Below are 21,996 nucleotides of genomic sequence, written 5' to 3' on the forward strand. Positions count from 1 at the left end.
AGGCCCTGCCAAACTGTCGCCGCAGCTACAGCCCACCCGCCATAAAACCGCCATCCGCAGTCAGGCATGTGCCCGTGACATAGCTGGCCGCTGGTGAGGCAAGAAACAGCACTGCCGGTGCGATCTCATCGGGCTCGGCATAACGCTTCATCGGAATCAGAGGCAAAACGCTGTTCAGGATTTGTTCGTTTTCGGTCAAGGCCGAGGCGAATTTGGTTCGGGTCAGGCCCGGCAACACCGCATTGCAGCGAATGTTGAAGGCCGCACATTCCTTGGCGAAGGCCTGCGTCATATTGATCACCGCGGCCTTGGTAATCGAATAAATGCCCTGAAAATTGCCCGGTCGAATGCCGTTAATGGAAGCGATGTTGACGATCGCACCGCCGCCTTCACGTTTCATGACTCGACCAGCCATCTGGCTCATCAGATAGTAACCACGCAAGTTCACCTCAACGGTCTTATCAATGGCTTCTACCGGCGTATCCAGTACGTTGCCAAAATGCGGATTGGTGGCCGCATTGTTGACCAGGATATCGAGCTTGCCGAACTCCTGGTCGATTCTCGTGATCAGGCCCGTCATCTGCTCCAGATCGCCAGCGTGACAGGCGAAAGCTGAAGCCTTGCCGCCGGCTGCCTGAATTTCGGCGCAGACCCGGTCTATGCCGTCCTGCTTGCGGCTGGATACAACGACGTGGGCACCTTGTGCGGCGAGCAGTTTGGCCGTGGATTCGCCAATGCCCCGACTTGATCCGGTGACCAGCGCAACCTTGCCATCCAGTGAAAATAGCGCACTCATTGATTTGTCTCCTTCGCAAATGAAAAACCCCCGTTGCCGAGCGGTCAAACGGGGGTTTCTGATTGAGTTTGTTTTTAGAACACGTAAACAGGGCCGGACGCGTCTTTCGCCAGGCTCTTGCCACCCTGGCTCTGAAGTTGTGAACCAATACTCAGGGTGTAGCGTCCGGCATCCAGTCCTTCCAGAATCAGCAGCGCAGGGTTCGCACCGGACTTCCAGTTGGCCTTGACGGTCGAACCGGACTCATCGGTCAGCCTCATGTGCTGATTGCCCTGTGCAGGATCGACCGGCTCACTGAACATGACCGCGATACCGTCGCTGACCCGCTCACCGCGATCCAATGTTCCGGCAAACAGCACGCTCAAGGCTCCGTTCGCATCAGACCACCATGCGGTAAGCGCTTCCGGTGTGGGTGCCTTGCGTGCGGTGGGGCGTGGCTGCGCCGCCGCGGTCGGCTTGGGAACCGGCTTGGCGCTCGGTTTCGGCGTGGCCGCCGGCTTGACCGTCGGTTTCGGCGTGGCTTTCAGTGTGGGCTTGGGCGTTGGTTTTTGTGTGGCTTTGACTGGCGTTGGTGTCGGGCTTGCAGCGGCTGCCACGCTTTCTGCAGCGTCTTTATGGTTGCTTGCCACATCGTCCCAATGCTCTTGCGTGCTGTCCCAATTGTCGCTTTGAGTATCCCAGCTGTCGGTATCGCTGGACCAGTCTTCATCAGCGCTGGGAGCGCCCGGTTGTGCCCAGGCATCGGCATCATCGGAGGGGTCACTGCCAGCTTCGGGTGCGCGCGCCGCGAGCTCGGCGCGGGATAACACCCGCGCCGGCTCAGCTGCCGCAATTTCACGACGTGCACTGGCTGAAAAGACGTCCTTCACAGACAGGGATTTTTCCGTTTCCTTCGAACCTTCGTCCGAACCAAACTGCATATCCATGCCGAAGTAGGTCACTGCCGCGATCACTACGATGACAACCGCCACCATGATCAGGCCAGTCCAGTTGGTCGGGACTACGGTATCGCCCCCGGATGCTGCCATAACACTCCTCCATTAATTGCCAAGCGGCCGTTTCCACGGCCTCTGGGAACCGCTGACTGTCTCCACAATGCCTGAATGCGCATGCCGGTCCTCATCACGCATTCACCCGCCCGAGCGAGCCAACCTGCTGCGGGCATCATGGACGGCTAACTATCGTGCAAGCGCCGCTTTGCGTCAACGAAATGGCGGCTTTTCGGACGCTTAAACACAGATGACCTCGGTAACAGTGTCAAAGGCCAGGGGGAACACGGCATAATGTGCGGCTAACTGGCGCTCTTGCGCCACATTCAGTTTGATCGGAGTGAGTCCCCACGTGATACAACTCAAGGCCGAATCGCTGCTGCCGACGCGTTTCGGTCAGTTTCGTATGCAAGTGTTCGAAAGCACTGAGGATGGCAAGGAACAGGTCGCCCTGAGCATGGGCGAATGGCAACCCAGCGATGCCGTGCTATGCCGTCTGCACTCGGAATGCCTGACCGGCGATGTACTGGGCAGCCTGCGCTGCGATTGCGGCCAACAACTCGAGCACGCGCTCGCTCGTATAGCAGCCGAAGGTCAAGGCGCGTTGCTGTATCTGCGCCAGGAAGGGCGCGGCATTGGGCTAGCCAACAAGATCCGGGCCTATGCGCTTCAGGATCAGGGAGCCGACACCGTAGAGGCCAATGAAAAGCTTGGCTTTGCACCTGACCACCGCGATTACGCTATCGCCCTGGAAATGCTCAAGTTCCTGCGCATTGCCCGCGTGCGCCTGATGACCAACAACCCGCGCAAAATCGCAGCGCTGGAAGCCGGGGGCGTGGACATAGTCGAACGCCTTCCGCATCAGTGCGGGGCCAATCCACACAACGAATCCTATTTATTCACCAAGGCCAAGAAGCTCGGACACATGCTGGACATGTCGCAGGCCAGGCCCGCATCGCAAAGCGACGAGAACTAAAGCCATACATCACAACCGCCTGAACTGGCGCGTTGTGGTCTGTCAATATTCATCGGATTTTCGCTATGAGCCTGTTTGACCTCGCCCGCGGCACCCTGTTTCGCATGGATGCTGAGTCCGCCCACGCGGCGACCATACAGATGATGCGGCGCCTTCCGCGTATGAGTGCGAGGCTGATGCGCGCTGACGCAGCGTTGCCAAGAGAATGCATGGGGCTGCATTTTCGCAACCCGGTTGGGGTGGCCGCTGGGCTGGATAAGAACGGCGAATGCATCAATGCGCTGGCCGCCATGGGCTTCGGCTTTATCGAAGTCGGCACCGTGACACCGCGCCCGCAAGATGGAAACCCGCGCCCGCGCATGTTCCGATTGCCAGAACATGAAGCGGTGATCAATCGGCTCGGCTTCAACAACAAAGGTGTTGAGTATCTGTGTCGACAGGTTGAGCACGCACGTCGCGATTGTGTTCTGGGCATCAATATAGGCAAGAACGCAACCACACCCAACGAACGCGCTGCCGACGATTACCTGCACTGCCTGCAGCGTGTCTATGCGTTGGCCGATTACGTCACCATCAACATATCCTCGCCCAACACCAAGAACCTGCGTGATCTGCAGCAAGGTGATGCCCTGGCCACGCTGCTGCAGGCACTCAGCATGAAACGCGATCAGCTGGCTGTTGAACACGGCCGTCGCGTACCCCTCGCGGTCAAGCTTGCCCCCGACATGAGCGCCGAACAAATCCAGGCCAGCGCCGCCATCATTGCGGACACCGAACTTGATGCGGTGATCGCAACCAACACCACGCTGTCTCGCGAGGGCGTTGCAGGGCATCGTTATGCCGACGAAAACGGCGGACTCAGCGGCAAACCACTGCAAAACCTGTCACAGCGCTGTTTTGAGCAGTTGCGCAGTGCCTTGCCTGAGGAGATTCCAATGATTGGCGTAGGCGGTATTCATGACCGTGAATCCGCGCGCCAACGCTTCGCCGCCGGGGCGCAGCTGGTGCAGGTCTACACCGGATTTGTCTATCACGGCCCCGATTTGATCGAGAGTGCAACACAAGGCGCCCACGACGCCGCCCTGGCCGAAACCGCCTGAGCGGGTCAAATCCTTGCGGTACACTAGTCGGCCGGTATCGCCCCACCGGGGGCTACGGGGCATAGGAGGCGCTCTTGCGGGAATACGGCTTTCTGTTTCTTCTTATCGCCAGCAGCGAGGCGCGCGGGCGGCGGCTCATGCACGGCTGCCAGCAGGCTCTGCAAGTCAAAGATCGGGCGCTGATCGCACACCGCTATACCGATCGTGCCACGGCAGAAGACTTCGAACTGGCATTGCCGGCGACTGATTTCGATGCGCGCCGGGAATACGGCTGTTTCATGCTCGACTGGAGCCACAAAGAGACCCGTTTTGGATTGGGCGTCGAAGTTGATCGCTGGCTGGACGGCGGACTGAATGTGCTATGCCAGGCCTCTACCGGATTGATCGAGCCAGCTCGTCGCCGCTACCGCCACCATACCCGCGTGGTCTATGCGCCGGGTGGTAAAGACCCAATGGCCTGGCTGGAACGCATGCTGGAGCGCCGCAACCCCAAAGTTCGGCAGCTCGGCCTGGGTTTTGAGGATACGCAGACCTTGAATGGCCCAATAGAAGGTCTACGCCTGTCTTCGGATGTTGAGCGCGCGGTGACACAGCTAAGTGGCTGGATGCGCCTGAATTCACCACCGGCACTGGTGGCTGCGTGACATGAGCCAGAAGTCCGAATCCAAACTCAAATCCAGGCGGCGCAAACGGCGTGAAGTAGAGCCGCTAAAGGTCAACCTGACCGTTGCCGTGCGTTTTGGCGAGGACGACGAAGATCGCGTGGTGCTGCTGGATGACCGAGAGGTCCACATGATTGGCAGCATATTTCGCTACCGTGACAAAATCGCCCGCTACACCGTCACCGGCCTGTTTCGTGCTGCCATGCTCCAGCCCAAAGTGGCGGCCAAGCTGGTTCCGGCACTCCGCACACGTCGAAAAAAAAACTGATCCGTACATGCAAATTTTCAACCTGTTTATCGGCACCGTGGCCAGCACGATGTCGATCGTCGTCCTTGTTGTCGTGCTGATGCACTACGTCTATCTCGACTTGAAGCCCGAGCTGATGCGCAGCATTCCCAAGCTTTGGTTGACCGCGATTGTTTTTGGCGCTCTGGGCGCAGCAGGCTGGTTCAGCGCCTGGGCACGCGCTCGCGAACATCGCTTTAAACTGCTGATAGAGGCTGGCATGGCCATCGTCGGCGGTCTGAGCATCGCCCTGCTTGTCGCGATTTACCGCTAGCGGCTATGGACTTCAACTGGAACCCGCCGCGCAAGTTCTATTGGGAAGGCGCGGTGATCGCCGCGGTCGGCCTGATGCTATTAATCAACCTGCTGCACTGGCACGGTGCGGTGGCTCTGATGACCCTGCCTGGCGCCCTGATCATGACCGGCGCCGGTGTCGGGCTGCTGCTGTGGACAGGCGATAGCCGGCTCACGCAGTACGCCGCTTTGGGTGCCGTTGTAACCGCGCTCGCCTTGCCGTTTCTGGCCCTGTCAGGCGAAGCCTTGAACGCCTTATTTTTCGCTCTCGCGTTGATCGCCGCCTACCTGGCCGCCGCGCGGGTCAGTCTTTATAACTATCCGCGAATCGCGGGCGCACCGGACGTTGCAGGTCATCTCAAAGCACTGGCCGTGATTGCCATGGACGAGGCCCTGATGGCCTGGTTCAAGCTGGTTGCCCGCGCCCCGCGAGGGCAAGATGCGGTGCGCATTGCCGATGAACTGGCACGCTGGGAGGACTATCTTGGTCGAACGAACTGGCGCAACGCCCCACACGCATGGCATGAAACCCCGCCGGACCTGATCAAGGTGGACAGCCGTGACCGGCGTGTTATGGGCAAGTCATTCCGCCACATCAGCTTTGAAAGCGGCTATGCGCCGGACAGCGACATGCCCGGGGCAACGCGTTGGTTGTCGTATGAGAACAATCGAACAGCTCACGCCTGGGTGCTGGAGCACGCTGGTGCTGCACGCCCCTGGTTGGTGTGCATTCATGGCTACCGTATGGGTAGCCCGATGGCTGATTTGAAAGTCTTTGACCCGGATTTTTTTCACCACAAACTCGGCCTCAATGTGGTTTGTCCCATACTGCCGCTGCATGGCCCGCGCAAGAAAGGCCTGATGTCGGGAGAAGGGTATCTGGAAGGCGACTTTATCGATTTCCTGCATGCGGAACGCCAGGCGCAGTGGGACATTCGTCGCATTCTCAGTTGGCTACGGCTGGTCAAACACGCGCCCCGCGTCGGCGTGTATGGCGTCAGTCTGGGTGGTTACAACACTGCTTTGCTGGCCGGCCTTGATGATGACCTGGCCTGCGCCGTGGCGGGCATTCCAGTCACCGACATCGCACAAACGCATTGGCGGCATTTTCCGCCGCTGGAACTAAAAATGATGGAACGCCACGGCGTTACCCTCGAGCGCGTGCAAAAAGCCTTGTCCGGCGTCAATCCGCTGAACTTCCCGGTCAAGCTGGAGTCGCACCGCCTTGGCATCTACGCCGGCAGCGTTGACACCTTGGTGTGGCCGGATCAGCCATTGAATCTACAAAAGCACTGGGGCTCAGCACGTCTTAACTGGTATGACGGCTCACATATGAGCTTCGCAGGCGAACGCGCCGTTACACGCACGCTGACAGAAACATTCAGCAACGCAGGACTGATGAATAACACCGCATGAAACAACGCCAATACCTCAAAGACTACCGTCCCAGCGACTGGCAGATACCGCACATCCAGATGCATTTTGATGTGCAGGATGCGCATGTACTGGTCCACACGCGGATGGAGCTTGTCGCGGTCGGCGATGGCACACAGACCCTGGAGCTGGATGGCCGTCAAATGGCTCTGGTGGAAATTCGCATCGACGGCGAAGCGCTGAGCCCCGAGGCCTACCAGTGCGACGACGCCTCACTGACGATCAAGGCGCCCGGCGCGCGTTTCGTGCTGGAAAGCACGGTTAAGCTCGATCCGTTTAACAACACCAGCCTGGAAGGTCTTTACGCCGCGGGCGGCATACTTTGCACCCAGTGCGAATCACACGGCTTTTCACGCATCACCTATGCGCTCGACCGCCCCGACGTCATGTCGGTGTTCAATGTAACTATCGAAGCCGACAAAGGTCGGTACCCGATACTGCTGGCCAATGGCGAGCGTAACGCCCAGCAGGAACTGCCCGATGGGCGTCATCGTGTCAGCTGGTCAGACCCGCATCCCAAACCCTGTTACCTGTTTGCCGTGGTTGCCGGCGACATGGCCTGCAAGACGCGCCCCTATATCACCAGTGAAGGGCGCGAAGTCGATATCGCGTTTTATTGCGATCACGGCATTGAGGAGCGCATGGATCACGCCATCGATTCGCTGGTTCGCTCAATGCAGTGGGACGAACAACGCTATGGCCTGGCTTATGACCTCAACACCTATTCAGTGGTGGTCGCCGGCGCCTTCAACATGGGGGCCATGGAGAACAAAGGGCTCAATATCTTTAACCCCAAGTACGTGCTGGCCAGCCCGGAAACCGCCACCGACGCCGATTTCGCCGCGGTGGAAGCGGTTATAGGTCACGAGTACTTTCACAACTGGACGGGCAACCGCGTCACCTGCCGCGACTGGTTTCAGCTCAGCCTCAAAGAAGGCCTGACCGTGTTCCGCGATCAGCAGTTTTCGGCAGATTGCGGTGCAGGTCCGGCGCAGCGCATTGAACAGGTCAAGTTCCTGCGCGCGCGTCAGTTCGCCGAAGATGCCGGCCCATTGGCGCATCCGGTGCGTCCTGAATCCTATGTAGAGATGAACAATTTCTACACTGTCACGGTTTATGAGAAAGGCGCCGAACTGGTCCGCCTGCTGCATGCCCTGGAAGGTGAAAGTGGTTTCCGTCGTGGCATGGATCTGTATTTCGAACGCCACGACGGCCAGGCTGTCACCATTGAAGACTTCCTCGCGGCTCATGGCGATGCCAACCAGCTCGACATCAGCGGCCTTCAGCGCTGGTACGGTCAGGCCGGCACTCCGCAGGTCAAAATCACGGAAAGTTGGGACAACGGTCACTACACGCTGGATTGTGAGCAATCGATTCCCAGCAATCCGAGTGCCGACGCAGTCCTCATCCCCATCCGCGTAAGTCTGCTCGACAGCCGCGGCCAGGCCATGATCGACGGCCAGGTCTTGCGCTTCGATCAGCCGCAGCAAGGTTTTAGCTTCGACCTGCCAGAACGCCCAGTGCCGGTGCTGTTCGAAGCTTTGTCGGCGCCCGTAACCTGGGATTACGCTTACAGCCAGGATCAGCTCAAGCACATCGTGCGTCATGCTCAAGACCCATTTTCGCGTTGGGAAGCAGCACAACGCCTGTACTTGATCATGATCGATGCGGCCTACGCCGGAACCACGCTTGAAGACCAGCACCTCGACGTGTTTTGCGAAGTGATGGTGGGCGAGGGCGATGGCGCGGTGATCGCAGCGTTGCTCAGCCCACCATCAGCCGATGAGCTCACCACGCGCTACACCGAACTTGACCCGCTGCGCCTGAGCCAGGCCGTGGATCAGACCGAAGCAGCCCTGGCACGAGTGCTAGGCGATGCATTGGCAACACAGACCCAGAACTTGATGGAGCACGTAGCGACGTATGCCTTCGAACCGGCCGCCGCCGCACGCCGTAGCCTGCGGGCTCGCCTGCTGCGGTTGTGGTGTTTGCGCGGTGACCAGCAGGCCTGGCAGCAGGCTGAGCAGCTGTACGACAACAGCGACAATCTGACCGATCGCTTGGCGGCCTTGCAAGCGCTCAACCAGACTGACGCTGCACAACGCGACATCCTGCTTGAACGCTTTTACCAAACCTACAAAAACGACAAGCTGGTGCTTGACCGCTGGTTTGCGTTGCAAGCTGCCCGCGCCGGCCAGGCTGGCCTTGATTCGGTGCGCACCTTGCTTGCGCATGCCGATTTCGATCAAGGCAACCCTAACCGCGTTCGCGCGTTGATCGGCACCTTTGGCATGCTCAACCTTTCAGCCCTCCATGCACAAGGCGGGCAGGGCGTTGCCCTGTTGGCCGAGCAAATTCTGGTTTACGACAAGCTCAATCCACAGCTCGCAGCACGCTTGATCACGCCGTTTGCCGGCCTCAATGGCCTTGCTGAAGAGCGCGCCGCAGCAGTGCGTAAAGCGCTGCAAGAGATCGTCGCACAGGCGTCATCGCCGGATGTTCTGGAACAAGCACAACGCATTCTGGGGCACTGAATTCCTCCAACATTCGCCGCGAAAACCTCGAAAATTCAAAGTCCTGGCCCGATTGTCACACCACTGTCATACTCGCGGTGGAGACTATGCGGGTCAAATTGGACTGTTTTGAATGACCGTGACTGATTCTTCTATGCGCGGCAAGACCATCCTGGTTGTTGAGGATGAGAAGCCGATCCGAGATTTGCTGCGATTTTCCCTTGAACGTGAGGGATTTCAGGTTGACGCTGCAGAAGACGCGGCGGCCGCGCGGCTGGCGTTGGCAGAGCACCGCCCAGATCTCGTCCTGATCGACTGGATGATGCCAGTCACCAGCGGCCTTGAATTCGCCCGCGAACTCAAGGCTGCCGCAACCTTTGCCGATATTCCACTCATCATGCTCACCGCGCGTGGCGAAGAAGGCGACAAGGTCAAAGGCTTGAACACCGGTTGTGACGACTATGTGACAAAGCCCTTTTCGACCGCAGAGCTGGTCGCCCGCATCAGCGCTGTGTTGCGCCGTACCGTTCCCGGCGGCAGCGATGAACGGATTGAATTTGGTGGCATCGAGATCAATGTGGCGGCCCAACGTGTAGAGGCCAATGGTCAATCCATCAACCTGGGCCCCACCGAGTATCGTTTGCTGCACTTTTTCACCAGCCACCCGGAACGGGTGTACAGCCGTGAACAGCTTCTTGACCGCATCTGGGGCCAGAATGTCTACATCGAAGAACGCACCGTAGATGTTCACATCCGGCGCTTGCGCAAGGCTCTGGCTCCGGCGGGCAAAGACAACCTGATCCAGACTGTGCGCGGCACCGGCTACCGCTTCTCGGCCACGCCGAGCTGATGAACAGAGCACTCCAGGCTGAGCTTTTGCGGCTGTTTGGCTACGCCAGCCTGGGTGCATTGCTGGCCGTACCTTTCCAAGCGCCAATGGTCGGCCTGTGCCTGGGGCTGCTGGGTTTTATCTGGCACCACCTGTGGCATGCCGCAGCGCTGGTTCGCTGGCTCAACGCGCCGAAGAAGCACGAGCTTCCAGATGGCGTGGGCATCTGGCGTGAGATTTACACCGGCTCCTACGAGCGCTGGAAACAAGGCAAGAAACGCAAACGCCAGCTGCGCGCCATCGTATCCGAATTTCGTGCTTCAACCGCGGCCTTGCCTGACGCCGCCGTGGTGCTGGATGCCGATGGTTGCATAAGCTGGTTCAACGAAGCCGCGACCAATTTGCTCGATCTGGAAGGCAAGCGTGACCGTGGCATACGCATCAGCCATCTGATCCGTCATCCCGAGTTTGCCAACTACCTTAAGGCGGACGACAGCGAAAAGGCGGGCATTGAGATTGCCGCCCCCGCTGAATCCGGCCGCATGCTGTGGATTCGCGTCATTGCCTACGGACAGGGACAGAAGCTGTTGATTGCCCGGGATGTCACAAAAATGAAACAACTCGAACAGAGCCGCCGCGACTTTGTCGCCAACGCCTCCCACGAGCTGCGCACCCCGCTGACCGTCCTGCGTGGATACCTGGACATGATGGCTCAAGAGGCCGAATCAGACGAGATCGCTGCACAGGCCGGCGAGAAGGACACCACCGATGGACTTGCGCCCTGGCATGCGCCGCTGCAGGAAATGCGCAGACAGGCCAGTCGCATGCAGAAAATCATTGCCGACCTGCTCAAGCTCGCCAACCTTGAAGCCAGCGGGCGCCACGCCAGCGATGAACTGATTGATATCCCGGCCTTGATTGGCGCATCGCTGGAAGAAGCCATGGTGTTGTCGGATGGCCAGCATGAATTCATCGCCCACGTTGATGAATCTCTCAACCTGAGAGGCAATCAGGCAGAGCTGCACAGCGTGATCTCCAACTTGCTGAGCAACGCACTGCGCTACACACCGCCCCAGGGCAAGATCGAAATCTTCTGGGAAAACCGCAGCAACGGCGCATTGTTACGTGTTTGTGACACGGGCATCGGTATCTCTCCCACCGATCTGCCGCGGCTGACCGAGCGTTTCTACCGCGCGGACACCGCACGCTCGCGTGAAACAGGCGGCACTGGGCTTGGCCTGGCCATTGTTAAACATGCACTTGAGCGCCATGAAGGCCAGCTCAAGATCCGCAGCCAGCTCGGCCAGGGCAGCGAATTCACCTGCCATTTTCCGCGCACGCGCAGTGTCACACGGGACGCGCTCGCCAAAGCCGGCTAGGCGCCTCAAACCGCGCTACGACAAGGTGTTTCACACTTTGTCATAAAACTGTCACAGTTGATCTCTAATGTGCGCCCATCAAACGCCGCAGGTGCGTCAGTGCACCGCTTCGGCGTCCCGTCCAACAACCAAAGGAATGGACAACCGATGAAGCTCATTTCTGTGATCTCCGCCGCGACGCTCGGTCTGGGTCTCGCCACCTCTTCACTGGCCAATGGGGTTGACCCGGCGCTGCCAGCCTATGCCAAAGCCTCTGGCGTGTCCGGCAACATTTCCAGTGTTGGCTCGGACACGCTGGCCAATCTGATGACCTTGTGGACCGAAGAGTTCAAGCGCATCTACCCGAATGTGAACATTCAGGTGCAGGCTGCCGGCTCCTCCACGGCACCGCCGGCGCTGACCGAAGGCACCGCCAACTTTGGCCCCATGAGCCGCATGATGAAAAGCGGTGAAGTTGAAGCCTTTGAAAAGAAATTCGGCTATGCCCCAACGCCCATCGGTGTCGCCATCGATGCACTGGCCGTCTACGTCAACAAAGACAACCCGATCAAATCGCTGAGCATCCCGCAGGTGGACGCCATTTTCTCCTCAACCCGCAAATGCGGCGCGCTGAACGATGTGCAGCGCTGGGGTGACCTGGGCATGTCAGGTGATTGGAGCAGCCGCCCGTTGCAGCTGTATGGCCGCAATTCGGTATCGGGCACCTATGGCTACTTCAAGAAAGTCGGCCTGTGCAAAGGCGACTTCAAGAACAACGTGAATGAACAGCCTGGTTCGGCGTCGGTCGTGCAGTCCATCAGCACCGGCCTAAACGCCATCGGCTATTCCGGCGTTGGCTACCGCACCTCCGGTGTGCGCGCGCTGCCGCTGGCCAAGAAAGAAGGCGACAAGGCCTATGAGCCGACCCCGGACAACGCGGTATCCGGCAAATATCCGTTGTCGCGCCTGCTCTATGTCTACGTGAACAAGCACCCCAACAAACCGATGGCCCCGCTGGAGCGCGAGTTCGTCAAGCTGGTCATGTCCAAGCAGGGCCAGGAAGTGGTGGTAAAAGACGGCTACGTTCCGCTGCCCAAGAAGCTTGCTGACATCCAACTCAAAAAACTGAAATAAACCGCTGTCATCATGACCGGATGCGAACCGTCATCCCCACGCACGGTTCGCATCTTTTGCCGCAAGGACAAAGAAGTAAAAATGAAAACAAAAGCCACTCTGGCCTTGGCCAGCCTGATCGCCGCACCGGCTTACGCCAATGTTGAAATGCCGCACATCTATGGGCGCGCCGACGTATCCATCAACAGCACCGAAGAAGCCGGCTCGGACAGCGCGATCCAGACCAACAGCAATGCATCGCGACTGGGTTTTCACAACACCCATGCGCTGACCGACAGCCTGGACGTGTTCTACCGTCTGGAATATGAAGTCAACTTCGACGAGCGTCTGCGCTCCGAAGATCGCGACATGCTGCGTCAGCGCAACAGCATTGTGGGCTTGAAAGGGACCTGGGGTAGCGTGTTCGTCGGGGTTCACGATACGCCGTTCAAGAAGGCCGAACTGAAAGTCGACCAGTTCAGCGACTATCACCTGGCCGATATCGATGAAGTCATCGGTGGCCAGGACCGCATCTCTGACACCATCAACTACATGTCGCCGAAATTCGGCAACCTGCAGTTCTGGGCGATGCTGATTCCCGGTGACGATGAAGCCACCGCGCCCGGCACCGACTCCGGTGGCGGTGCTGATGGATCGCAGGGTGATGGTCTGGCCGACGCCGTATCGGCTTCGGTGACCTACAAGCACGACAAATTCCAGCTCGCTTTTGCGATCAACAGCGAAATCGATGCGCGTGACAGCTTCCGCCTGAGCGGTCAGACCAAGCTGGGCATGTTTCAGCTTGGCGCGCTGATCCAGCAGTCCGAGAATTCAGATGGCAGCGGCACCGACGGTGTTGCCTACGTGCTCAGCGGCGCCATGAACATCACCAGCCAGACCAAACTGAAACTGCAGTGGGCCAGTGCTGATGAAGATTCGGTGGAAGCGTCACCGGGCTCAGATCTGCTGGTCGCAGGGGTTGATCACAAGCTGGCCAAAACCACCAAGGTCTATGCCTACTACAGCGATCGCTCCAATGACGTCGAGGCGGAAGAATTTTCCACCATTGGCGTTGGTATTCAGCACAACTTCGGTCAGGCGAAGTAACCGCCTCTGATCCATTGACGTAAAGGCCTTCGCCCTGGCGAAGGCCTTTGTACACCCGCAAAACCACACCCAACAGGCAAACGGCATGAGCAACGCCAGCGACACCACCGACGGCACGGTCTTCGCCAGCCCCGGTTTGATGAAGTGGCGCTACACCAAAGACAAGCTGGCAGCGGCCAGCGTCACGGTGGGCGGCATCGGCGTTATTTTCGCCGTGGTTCTGATCTTCTTCTATCTGCTTTGGGTGGTGCTGCCGATTTTCAAACCGGCATCGCTTGAACCGCTGAACCAGTTCACCATGCCGGCCGACAGCGGTGACCAAAGCCTGCTCTATGCCATCGAAGAGCAGGGCGAAATCGGCCTGCGTATTTCAGAAGATGGGCGTTTGCGGTTTTTCACGCTGGCTGACGGAACACTCAAGGCCTCGGACGACCTGCAAACCCGGCTGCTGGCCGCCACCCATGTCGACCAGTCCAAGAACACCATTGCCGTCTTGACTGAGGCTCAGCGCGTTGTCCTGTTACAACATAAATATCGGCTCGATTACCCGGCCGAGGGGCAACGCACCATCACACCACGGGTGGAATTTCCGTACGGTACAGAAGGCCTGGATGCGCCCATCGGTCAACAGATGGTGGTTCGCGAAGATGAAGACCTGCTGACGCTGGGCACCGCCCAGGGAACCTCGATCACCCTCAAGCAGTTCGAAAAATCGACCTCGTTTTTTGATGAATCTGTGAACTTGGAGGAGCTCGGGGAAATCACGCTGACCCTGCCGCGGCAGGTCGACAGCATGCTCATGGATCCGCTGCAGGACTGGCTGTATGCCTTTAACTTCGAAAATGCGGAAATCTATTTCTACGATATTCGTCGTTTCGATAACGCCAAGCTGGTCCAGACCATTTCTGCCGCTCAGCATGGCGATACCATTACCGCAGTCAATATGCTGGCCGGCGGTTTGTCCCTGGTTGTGGCCACCAATGACGGATTGATCACTCAGTATTTCCCGCTGCGACGGGAAAACACCGCAGATTACACGCTGCAACGCGTGCGTGATTTCGAGGCGGCAGACGGTGCGGTTGTGGAAACCCTGATCACCGAGCAGCGCCGCCGTGGGTTTATGTCGCTGGCTGCCAACGGCACGCTTGGCGCCTACTTCTCCACATCAGAGCGTGAACTGGCCGAGCAGCAGCTTGAGGTCAATGGGCTGCAGATCGGCGCCATCTCGCCGCGCGCCAATGTCATGCTGGTCGAGCATGCCAACCGTGGCATTCAAATCGTAAAGCTGCATAACGAACACCCTGAAGTGTCCTTCAAGGCGTTGTGGGGCAAGATTTGGTACGAAAGCTACCCTGAGCCCGATTACACGTGGCAATCCTCGGCGGCCAACAGCGATTTCGAACCCAAGTTCAGCCTCTCGCCGCTGGCTTTCGGCACCATCAAGGCCGCGTTCTACGCGATGCTGTTCGCGGTGCCACTGGCCTTGGCTGGCGCCATCTATACCGCGTACTTCATGTCATCCGGCCTGCGCCAGCTGGTTAAGCCGGCGATTGAGGTGATGGAAGCCCTGCCAACCGTCATCCTCGGTTTTCTGGCCGGTTTGTGGCTCGCACCGTTTATAGAAACGCACCTGCCCGGCGTTTTCCTGATGATCCTGTTCCTGCCCATCACCATGCCACTGACCGGCTGGCTGTGGAGCAGGGCACCAGCGCACATTCGCCACCGCGTGCCGGAAGGATGGCAGCCGTTGCTGCTGCTGCTTCCAATCATGCTGTCGGTAGCCTTGGCATTGGCCTTGAGCCCGATGGTCGAGGCGGCCTTTTTCGGCGGCAGCATGCCGCACTGGCTGGACAACGAAATGGGCATCACCTACGACCAGCGCAACTCCCTGGTGGTTGGTCTGGCCATGGGCTTTGCGGTTATCCCGACGATTTTCTCAATTGCCGAGGACGCGGTGTTCAGCGTGCCCAAACAGCTAACCCAAGGCTCGTTGGCGCTGGGCGCCACGCCGTGGCAGACCCTGGTCAGGGTGGTCTTGCCGACAGCCAGCCCAGGCATGTTTTCGGCGCTGATGATCGGTTTCGGGCGTGCTGTGGGTGAAACCATGATCGTGCTCATGGCGACCGGCAATACGCCGATTATGGATTTCAATATTTTTGAGGGTTTCCGCACGCTGTCGGCCAATATCGCTGTGGAGATGCCGGAATCTGAAGTCGGCAGTACACACTTCCGCATTCTGTTCCTCGCCGGCCTGGTGCTGTTCCTGTTCACCTTCGTGTTCAACACCCTGGCCGAAATCATCCGTCAACGCCTGCGTAGCAAGTACAGCAACCTATGAGCGAACATCACACGATTAGCGCGCAGCGCAACTCGGCCTTCAAAGCCTGGTACAAAAGCGGCGATCCGTGGATCTGGATGACCGGTGGTGCGGTGGCGATTTCGCTGCTGCTGGTAGCCGGCTTGCTGGGTTTGATCGCGTTCAGGGGGCTGGCCCATTTCTGGCCCGCCGACGTGGTACAGGCAAGCTATCAGGTGCCGGGCAAGCAGCCGATGAAGGTGCTGGGCGAGATGCTGGACAGCGAACTGGCCAGCAAATCCCGGCTTGAATCGGCCGGTTTGCCCGTCGAAGGCGACAAAGAGTTCTACGATCGCTATCTGTTCAAGGTCGGCAATCGGGACATCTACGGCAGTGATTTTCGCTACGTCATCGATGATTGGCTGGTGGAACGGGAATACCCCGAAGACATCACCGTGTTTGAGCGCCTGGAGTGGGGCAACCTGTACGGCTGGATCGAGTCGGTCAGCGAAAACGGCGAAGTTGTCGCCAGTGGAGAAGAAGCCTGGGCGGCATTGAAGCTGCGTCAAGACCGCGCCAATGATTTGCGCGCGCAGATCGAAAAGATCGAAAAGCATGACATCGGTGCGATTAACTACGGCCTGGAAAAACTGCGCCTCAAGCGTCGTGGCCTGGAAATTCGCGATGCGCTTACAGCGCAGGCAGAGCAGGACATCGCCGCACAGGAAGCCGAACTGCAAAGCCAGTACAAAAGTTATGAAGACGAACTGATCGAACTCTACGGTCAAATCACCCGCGACAGTGTCACGGTTCGCGTAATGACTGGCGAAACGCTCACGGTCGAGCTGTCAAAGGTTGTGCGTATCTTCCGCCCGAATGCCATGGGGACATTTGGGAAGCTTGGTCATTACGCTGCGAAATTGTGGGAATTTGTCGCCGACGAGCCACGCGAAGCCAATACCGAGGGGGGCATTTTTCCGGCCATCTTCGGCACCGTGCTGATGGTTTTGCTGATGTCCGTGTTCGTCACACCGTTTGGTGTGGTCGCGGCGTTGTATCTGCGTGAATATGCCAAGCAAGGCGTGATGACCCGCATCATTCGTATCGCGGTCAACAACCTCGCCGGTGTTCCATCGATTGTGTACGGCGTATTCGGCCTGGGCTTTTTCGTCTATTTCCTCGGCGGCTCGATTGATGCGCTGTTCTTTCCCGAAGCCTTGCCCACGCCCACATTCGGCACCGGCGGGATTCTGTGGGCATCGCTGACCTTGGCCATCCTGACCCTGCCAGTGGTTATCGTGGCCACCGAAGAAGGCTTGGCGCGGATTCCGCGCAGCCTGCGCGAAGCCTCACTGGCGCTGGGCGCCACCAAAGCCGAGACCTTATGGAAGGTGGTCCTGCCGATGGCCAGCCCGGCCATGATGACAGGCCTGATTCTGGCCGTCGCCCGTGCCGCCGGCGAAGTCGCACCGTTGATGTTGGTCGGCGTGGTCAAGCTGGCACCGTCGTTGCCGCTTGATGGCAACATGCCCTTCATCCACCTCGACCGTAAATTCATGCATCTGGGCTTTCACATTTACGATGTGGGCTTCCAGAGTCCGAACGTAGAGGCCGCCCGGCCGCTGGTGTACGCCACCGCGCTGCTGCTGGTGCTGGTCATCATCGCCCTGAACCTGTTCGCTGTCCGGGTTCGTAACCGTCTGCGCGAAAAATACCGCGCGCTCGAACACTGATCAGTGAGACCATGGTCCAGACCAAAGAGAAAACCAACATGACGCATGCCATCGACATGGGCGCAGCCAACCGGTCGCCGCAGAATCGCAAACTTGAGGACGAAACGATCGCACTGACCGTGCGTGACCTGAGTCTTTATTACGACGACAAGCAAGCGCTCAAGACCATCAATCTGCAAATTCCAGAGAAACGGGTAACGGCCTTCATCGGTCCCAGTGGCTGCGGCAAATCCACGCTGCTGCGCTGTTTCAACCGCATGAATGATCTGGTCGACAGCGCCCGTATCGAAGGCCAGCTGCTGCTCGGCGACAAGAACATCTACGATAAAGATGTCGATGTAGCACGCTTGCGTCGGCGCATCGGCATGGTGTTTCAAAAGCCCAATCCGTTCCCCAAGAGTATCTACGAAAACGTGGCCTATGGCCTGCGTCTGGCCGGCATCAACAAGAAACGCACGCTGGATGAAACCGTAGAGTGGGCACTCAAGGGCGCGGCTTTGTGGGATGAGGTTAAAGATCGCCTGCACGACAATGCCTTGGGCATGTCCGGCGGTCAGCAACAGCGTCTGGTGATCGCACGCTCCATTGCCGTCAAACCGGAAGTGCTGCTGCTGGACGAGCCGGCTTCGGCCCTGGACCCGATTTCCACGCTCAAGATCGAAGAGCTGATCAACGATCTGAAAAACGATTACACCATCGTGATCGTGACCCACAACATGCAGCAGGCGGCCCGTGTGTCGGACTACACCGCATTCATGTATCTGGGCGATCTGGTGGAGTACGGGGCTACGGACAAGATCTTCACCGTGCCCGAAAAGAAGCAGACCGAAGACTACATCACCGGCCGATACGGCTGATCGATATAACACCGAAGACAGCGCAGGTCATGACAACGTGCCCTCGGCAGGTTGTTTCAAACTTACAGGAAAGCGGCTATGGCATCTCCCAATAATCGTTACGACACACACATCTCAGCCCAGTACAACGCTGAGCTTGAGGATGTGCGCCAGCGTGTGCTGGCTATGGGTGGCATGGTGGAACATCAGGTCACCCGTGCCATGCAGGCATTGCTGGAGATCGATTCAGACCTGGCCCGCGAGGTGATCGAGAACGACCATCGCGTTAATGGCATGGAGGTGCACATTGACGAGGAATGCAGTCGCATTCTGGCCCGCCGCCAGCCTGCGGCCAGTGACCTGCGTCTGATTGTCGCGGTGATCAAGACCATCACCGATCTTGAGCGCATCGGCGACGAAGCCGAACGCATTGCGCGTATGTCGCTGGACCTGGCCGAGCTGGACGCACCTCGCGGGCCGCATTTTGAGATCGAAACCCTGGGCCGCCAGGTTCAGACCATGCTGCATGACGTGCTTGATGCTTTTGCCCGCATGGACCCGGAAGCGGCGCTGGCCGCAGCCCAGCACGACATCCGAATCGACCGCGAATACGAAAGCATCATGCGCCAGTGCATCACCTTCATGATCGAAGACCCGCGCTCGATCAGCCGCGTGTTCGACATCGTCTGGTCTTTGCGTTCGCTGGAGCGAATTGGCGATCACGCCCGCAACATCGCCGAGTACGTGATCTACTTCGTGCATGGCAAGGATGTGCGTCATATCTCGCTGGAGCAGGTTGCTGAAGAGCTCGGCGCCGAGCCGTTGAGCAAGGATTGAGGCACCGCGGCAGCTCAGGCATGGGGTAACATTCCCACCCCATGTCGAAAATTGCCTCCCTGACTCTCAAGCTGGCCGTGGTGCTCGGATGCATCGCGGCGCTGGCCCTGATCGCCTACACCCTGGTGCTGGACCAGCAGATCCGCAGCCGCTTTGCCGGCGCCCGCTGGGCCTTGCCCGCGCAGATTTACGCGGCGCCGCTGGAACTTTATCCCGGCCTTGCGCTGAGCAAGTATCAGCTGATCGAAGAACTGGAACGGCTCGGCTACCGGCGTCATCCGCGTGCCGAACTGGCCCAGGGGCGTTACGCCCAGCAGCGCGATCGTATCGAGCTGCAAACCCGACCGTTCAGCTTCTCTGATGGTCCCCAGCCCAGCCGCACGCTGAGCCTTGATTTCGGGCCCAGCCAGCTCAAGCAGATCAGCGAGGGCGGGCAGCCGGTCAGCCTGGTGCGTCTCGATCCGCTGCTGATCGGCAGTATCTATCCGCGCCATGGCGAAGATCGTGTGCTGGTCAATCTGGCCGAAGTGCCCGCGCTTTTGCCGCACGGCCTGATCCAGACCGAAGACCAGCGCTTTTACAAGCATTTTGGCTTGGACCCGCGAGCCATCCTGCGCGCCGCGGTGGTCAACATCCGCGCCGGACGGGTGGTGCAGGGCGGCAGTACCCTGACCCAGCAGCTGGTCAAGAATTTCTTCCTGCACAATCAGCGCAATTTCAGCCGCAAATTCAGCGAGGCCATACTGTCGGTCCTGCTGGAAGTGCATTACGAAAAAGACGCCATACTCGAGGCCTACCTCAACGAGGTGTATCTCGGCCAGGACGGGCAGCGCGCCATCCACGGCTTTGGCCTGGGCAGCGAGTTCTACTTCCACAAACCGCTGGCCGAGCTCGGCGTGGCCGAGATTGCCACCCTGGTCGGCATGGTCAAGGGCCCGTCCTACTACAACCCACGGCGTCATCCGGAGCGTGCGCGCGAACGCCGCAATCTGGTTCTGGCCCAGTGGCACGATGCCGGGCTGATCGATGAAGAAACCCTGGCCGCGGCCCAGGCGCGCGACGTCCACACCTCGCAACAGACCCTCAATGCCAACCGGCGCTATCCGGCTTTTGTGCAGCAGGTTCACCGTGAACTGGCGCGTGACTACCCCGATGATGTACTCACCGCCGAAGGCCTGCGCATCTACACCAGCCTGGCGCCACATGTGCAGGCCGCCGCCGAAACCGCAGTGATTGAAGGGCTGGACAGCATCGAGGCCAGTCGTGGCCTGAGCAGCCTGCAGGCGGCTGCGGTGGTGGCCTCGGTCACCGACGGCTCCATACTGGCCCTGGTCGGGGGGCGCAAACCCGGCGAGGCGGGTTTCAACCGGGCGCTGGATGCACGCCGCCCGATTGGCTCGACCATCAAGCCGGTGGTCTACCTGGCCGCCCTGCAGCAATCACAGCGCTATCAGCTGACCAGCCTGCTCAAGGATGAACCCCTGCGTCTGGACATGCCCAATGGCTCGGTCTGGGAGCCGGAAAACTACGACAAGGAAAGTCACGGCGAAATCCCGCTGTTCCAGGCCCTCAGCCAGTCGTACAACCTGGCCACGGTCAATCTCGGGCTGGAGGTCGGCCTGGACCAGGTGATCGAGACCCTGCATGGTCTCGGTGTGGAGGATCAGGTACCGGCGTTGCCATCGCTGCTGCTCGGTGCCTGGGACCGCAGCCCGCTGCAGCTCACCCAAATCTACGCCGCGCTGGCCAGCGGCGGTTTCGCCCAGAAACTGATCAGCATCCGCTCGGTGCAGACGCGTGAGGGGCAGCTGGTCAAACGCTATCCGCTGGAACTGGCCGACCCGTTGCCCGCCGATGCCGTGGCCCTGCTCAACTGGGCCATGCAACAAGCGACCCAGAACGGCACCGGTCGTAGCATATACCGCCAGATTGACCCGACGCTGCGCATTGCCGGCAAGACCGGCACCTCGGATGATCTGCGCGACAGCTGGTTTGCCGGTTTTGGCAGCAACTACCTGGGTGTGGTCTGGGTTGGCCATGACAACAATGATGTGACCCAGCTGACCGGCGCCAGCGGTGCTTTGCCGGTTTGGGCGCGGATGATGCGTATGGCCGGCCTGCAAGGGCTGTCCGCACGGCCACAATCTGGCCTGGAGTGGGTGCCGGTGGACACCGAAAGCTGGCTGCCTGGCGATGAGGCCTGCCGCAGCGTCTTGCGCGTTCCCTACATTGCAGGCACTGTTCCCGATCAACAGGCGCCGTGTGCGCGCTCCGGCTGGAACAAGTTCTTGGATTTATGGCGCTAATGTCGTTTCAACGTCTTCTCATCGCATGTTTTGCACTGTTTCTCTCGGCTTGCGCGGTATCCCCTGAAGGGCCGGTCTGGCCCTATCCGGAAGCGCCCGGCGATGACAGCTGGGGACGCCAGCCGGCACCGCCAGCGCCCGGCCAGGACAGCCCGTCGGACGGTGATCAGCCTGCGACCAGCAGCGACGAGGATGCTGCGGTCAGCCACCACCCCACGGTTCTGGCCCTGGTCAGCCAGGCTGAAGAAGAACGCGCTGCGGGTGATCTGGAACGCGCATCGGGCACGCTGGAGCGCGCCATTCGCATCGTCAGCGATGACCCGCTGCCATGGTTGCGGCTGGCCGAGATTCGCTTCGAGCAGGGCAATATGGTGCAGTCTGAGAATCTTGCCCGGCGCAGCATCAGCTTCGCAGCGCCGGGGCCGCTGACCCGTCAGGCCTGGTTGCTGATTGCCGACATCAAACGCCTGCAAGGCGATGACAGTGCGGCGCGACAGGCAGAGGACAAGGCCCGCGGCGGCTGACAGGCAC

General features: G+C 59.4%; 19 protein-coding genes. 17 read left to right on the top strand and 2 right to left on the bottom strand.

The annotated features are described in order from the left end of the window. Positions 1-25: 25 nt before the first annotated feature. Together ATO7_RS13055 and ATO7_RS16835 are read right to left on the bottom strand one after the other, a co-directional pair. Positions 26-796 (bottom strand): SDR family oxidoreductase, encoded by a 771-nt coding sequence (locus ATO7_RS13055; protein WP_083562370.1) that lies wholly within the window; start codon positions 794-796, stop codon positions 26-28. Positions 797-870: 74 nt separating this feature from the next. Continuing rightward, complete coding sequence (locus tag ATO7_RS16835) at positions 871-1,824, bottom strand: hypothetical protein (protein ID WP_146680347.1); 954 nt, start codon at positions 1,822-1,824, stop codon at positions 871-873. A gap of 301 nt (positions 1,825-2,125) precedes the next feature. On the opposite strand from ATO7_RS16835, the gene ribA reads away from it, so the two are divergent. The 17 genes from ribA (at position 2,126) to ATO7_RS13145 (ending at position 21,989) form a co-directional block, all read left to right on the top strand. Then, entirely contained in the window at positions 2,126-2,761 is a 636-nt protein-coding gene (ribA, locus tag ATO7_RS13065) for a GTP cyclohydrolase II (protein ID WP_240499475.1), read from the top strand. A 65-nt stretch (positions 2,762-2,826) separates the two neighbouring features. Then, positions 2,827-3,861, top strand: a complete 1,035-nt coding sequence (locus tag ATO7_RS13070; RefSeq protein WP_083562374.1) for a quinone-dependent dihydroorotate dehydrogenase — start codon at positions 2,827-2,829, stop codon at positions 3,859-3,861. A 74-nt stretch (positions 3,862-3,935) separates the two neighbouring features. Continuing rightward, entirely contained in the window at positions 3,936-4,505 is a 570-nt protein-coding gene (locus tag ATO7_RS13075) for a nucleoside/nucleotide kinase family protein (protein ID WP_083562376.1), read from the top strand. Between the two features lies 1 nt (position 4,506). Next, positions 4,507-4,791 carry a hypothetical protein gene (locus tag ATO7_RS13080; RefSeq protein ID WP_083562378.1) on the top strand — a complete coding sequence of 95 codons (285 nt, stop codon included), beginning with the start codon at positions 4,507-4,509 and terminating at the stop codon, positions 4,789-4,791. A gap of 7 nt (positions 4,792-4,798) precedes the next feature. Beyond that, positions 4,799-5,083, top strand: a complete 285-nt coding sequence (locus ATO7_RS13085) for a hypothetical protein (RefSeq protein WP_083562380.1) — start codon at positions 4,799-4,801, stop codon at positions 5,081-5,083. A gap of 5 nt (positions 5,084-5,088) precedes the next feature. Next, positions 5,089-6,519, top strand: coding sequence for an alpha/beta hydrolase family protein (locus ATO7_RS13090; RefSeq protein WP_083562382.1), 1,431 nt, complete (start codon positions 5,089-5,091; stop codon positions 6,517-6,519). After that, a complete protein-coding gene (gene pepN, locus ATO7_RS13095; RefSeq protein ID WP_083562384.1) occupies positions 6,516-9,071 on the top strand; it encodes an aminopeptidase N in 2,556 nt (851 codons plus the stop codon). The genes ATO7_RS13090 and pepN overlap by 4 nt, the downstream gene beginning before the upstream one ends. A gap of 133 nt (positions 9,072-9,204) precedes the next feature. Then, positions 9,205-9,900, top strand: a complete 696-nt coding sequence (gene phoB / locus ATO7_RS13100) for a phosphate regulon transcriptional regulator PhoB (RefSeq protein ID WP_083562386.1) — start codon at positions 9,205-9,207, stop codon at positions 9,898-9,900. After that, on the top strand, positions 9,900-11,258 hold the full coding sequence (gene phoR / locus ATO7_RS13105) for a phosphate regulon sensor histidine kinase PhoR (protein ID WP_083562388.1): 1,359 nt from the start codon (positions 9,900-9,902) through the stop codon (positions 11,256-11,258). The genes phoB and phoR overlap by 1 nt, the downstream gene beginning before the upstream one ends. Positions 11,259-11,405: 147 nt before the next feature. Further along, complete coding sequence (locus ATO7_RS13110; RefSeq protein WP_083562390.1) at positions 11,406-12,371, top strand: PstS family phosphate ABC transporter substrate-binding protein; 966 nt, start codon at positions 11,406-11,408, stop codon at positions 12,369-12,371. Between the two features lie 81 nt (positions 12,372-12,452). Then, complete coding sequence (locus tag ATO7_RS13115) at positions 12,453-13,457, top strand: porin (protein WP_158523210.1); 1,005 nt, start codon at positions 12,453-12,455, stop codon at positions 13,455-13,457. Positions 13,458-13,542: 85 nt separating this feature from the next. Then, positions 13,543-15,795: an ABC transporter permease subunit gene (locus ATO7_RS13120; protein WP_083562394.1), complete on the top strand. Its 2,253-nt coding sequence runs from the start codon at positions 13,543-13,545 to the stop codon at positions 15,793-15,795. Next, positions 15,792-17,486 carry a phosphate ABC transporter permease PstA gene (gene pstA, locus ATO7_RS13125; protein ID WP_083562396.1) on the top strand — a complete coding sequence of 565 codons (1,695 nt, stop codon included), beginning with the start codon at positions 15,792-15,794 and terminating at the stop codon, positions 17,484-17,486. Before ATO7_RS13120 ends, pstA begins: the two co-directional genes overlap by 4 nt. A 56-nt stretch (positions 17,487-17,542) precedes the next feature. Then, positions 17,543-18,343: a phosphate ABC transporter ATP-binding protein PstB gene (pstB, locus tag ATO7_RS13130; RefSeq protein ID WP_407938471.1), complete on the top strand. Its 801-nt coding sequence runs from the start codon at positions 17,543-17,545 to the stop codon at positions 18,341-18,343. Between the two features lie 78 nt (positions 18,344-18,421). After that, on the top strand, positions 18,422-19,159 hold the full coding sequence (gene phoU / locus ATO7_RS13135; protein ID WP_083562400.1) for a phosphate signaling complex protein PhoU: 738 nt from the start codon (positions 18,422-18,424) through the stop codon (positions 19,157-19,159). Positions 19,160-19,200: 41 nt separating this feature from the next. After that, positions 19,201-21,465: a penicillin-binding protein 1B gene (gene mrcB / locus ATO7_RS13140; protein ID WP_083562402.1), complete on the top strand. Its 2,265-nt coding sequence runs from the start codon at positions 19,201-19,203 to the stop codon at positions 21,463-21,465. After that, positions 21,465-21,989 carry a tetratricopeptide repeat protein gene (locus tag ATO7_RS13145; protein ID WP_083562404.1) on the top strand — a complete coding sequence of 175 codons (525 nt, stop codon included), beginning with the start codon at positions 21,465-21,467 and terminating at the stop codon, positions 21,987-21,989. The genes mrcB and ATO7_RS13145 overlap by 1 nt, the downstream gene beginning before the upstream one ends. Positions 21,990-21,996 lie beyond the last annotated feature (7 nt).

The sequence above is a fragment of the Oceanococcus atlanticus genome (genome assembly GCF_002088235.1).
Lineage (GTDB): Bacteria > Pseudomonadota > Gammaproteobacteria > Nevskiales > Oceanococcaceae > Oceanococcus > Oceanococcus atlanticus.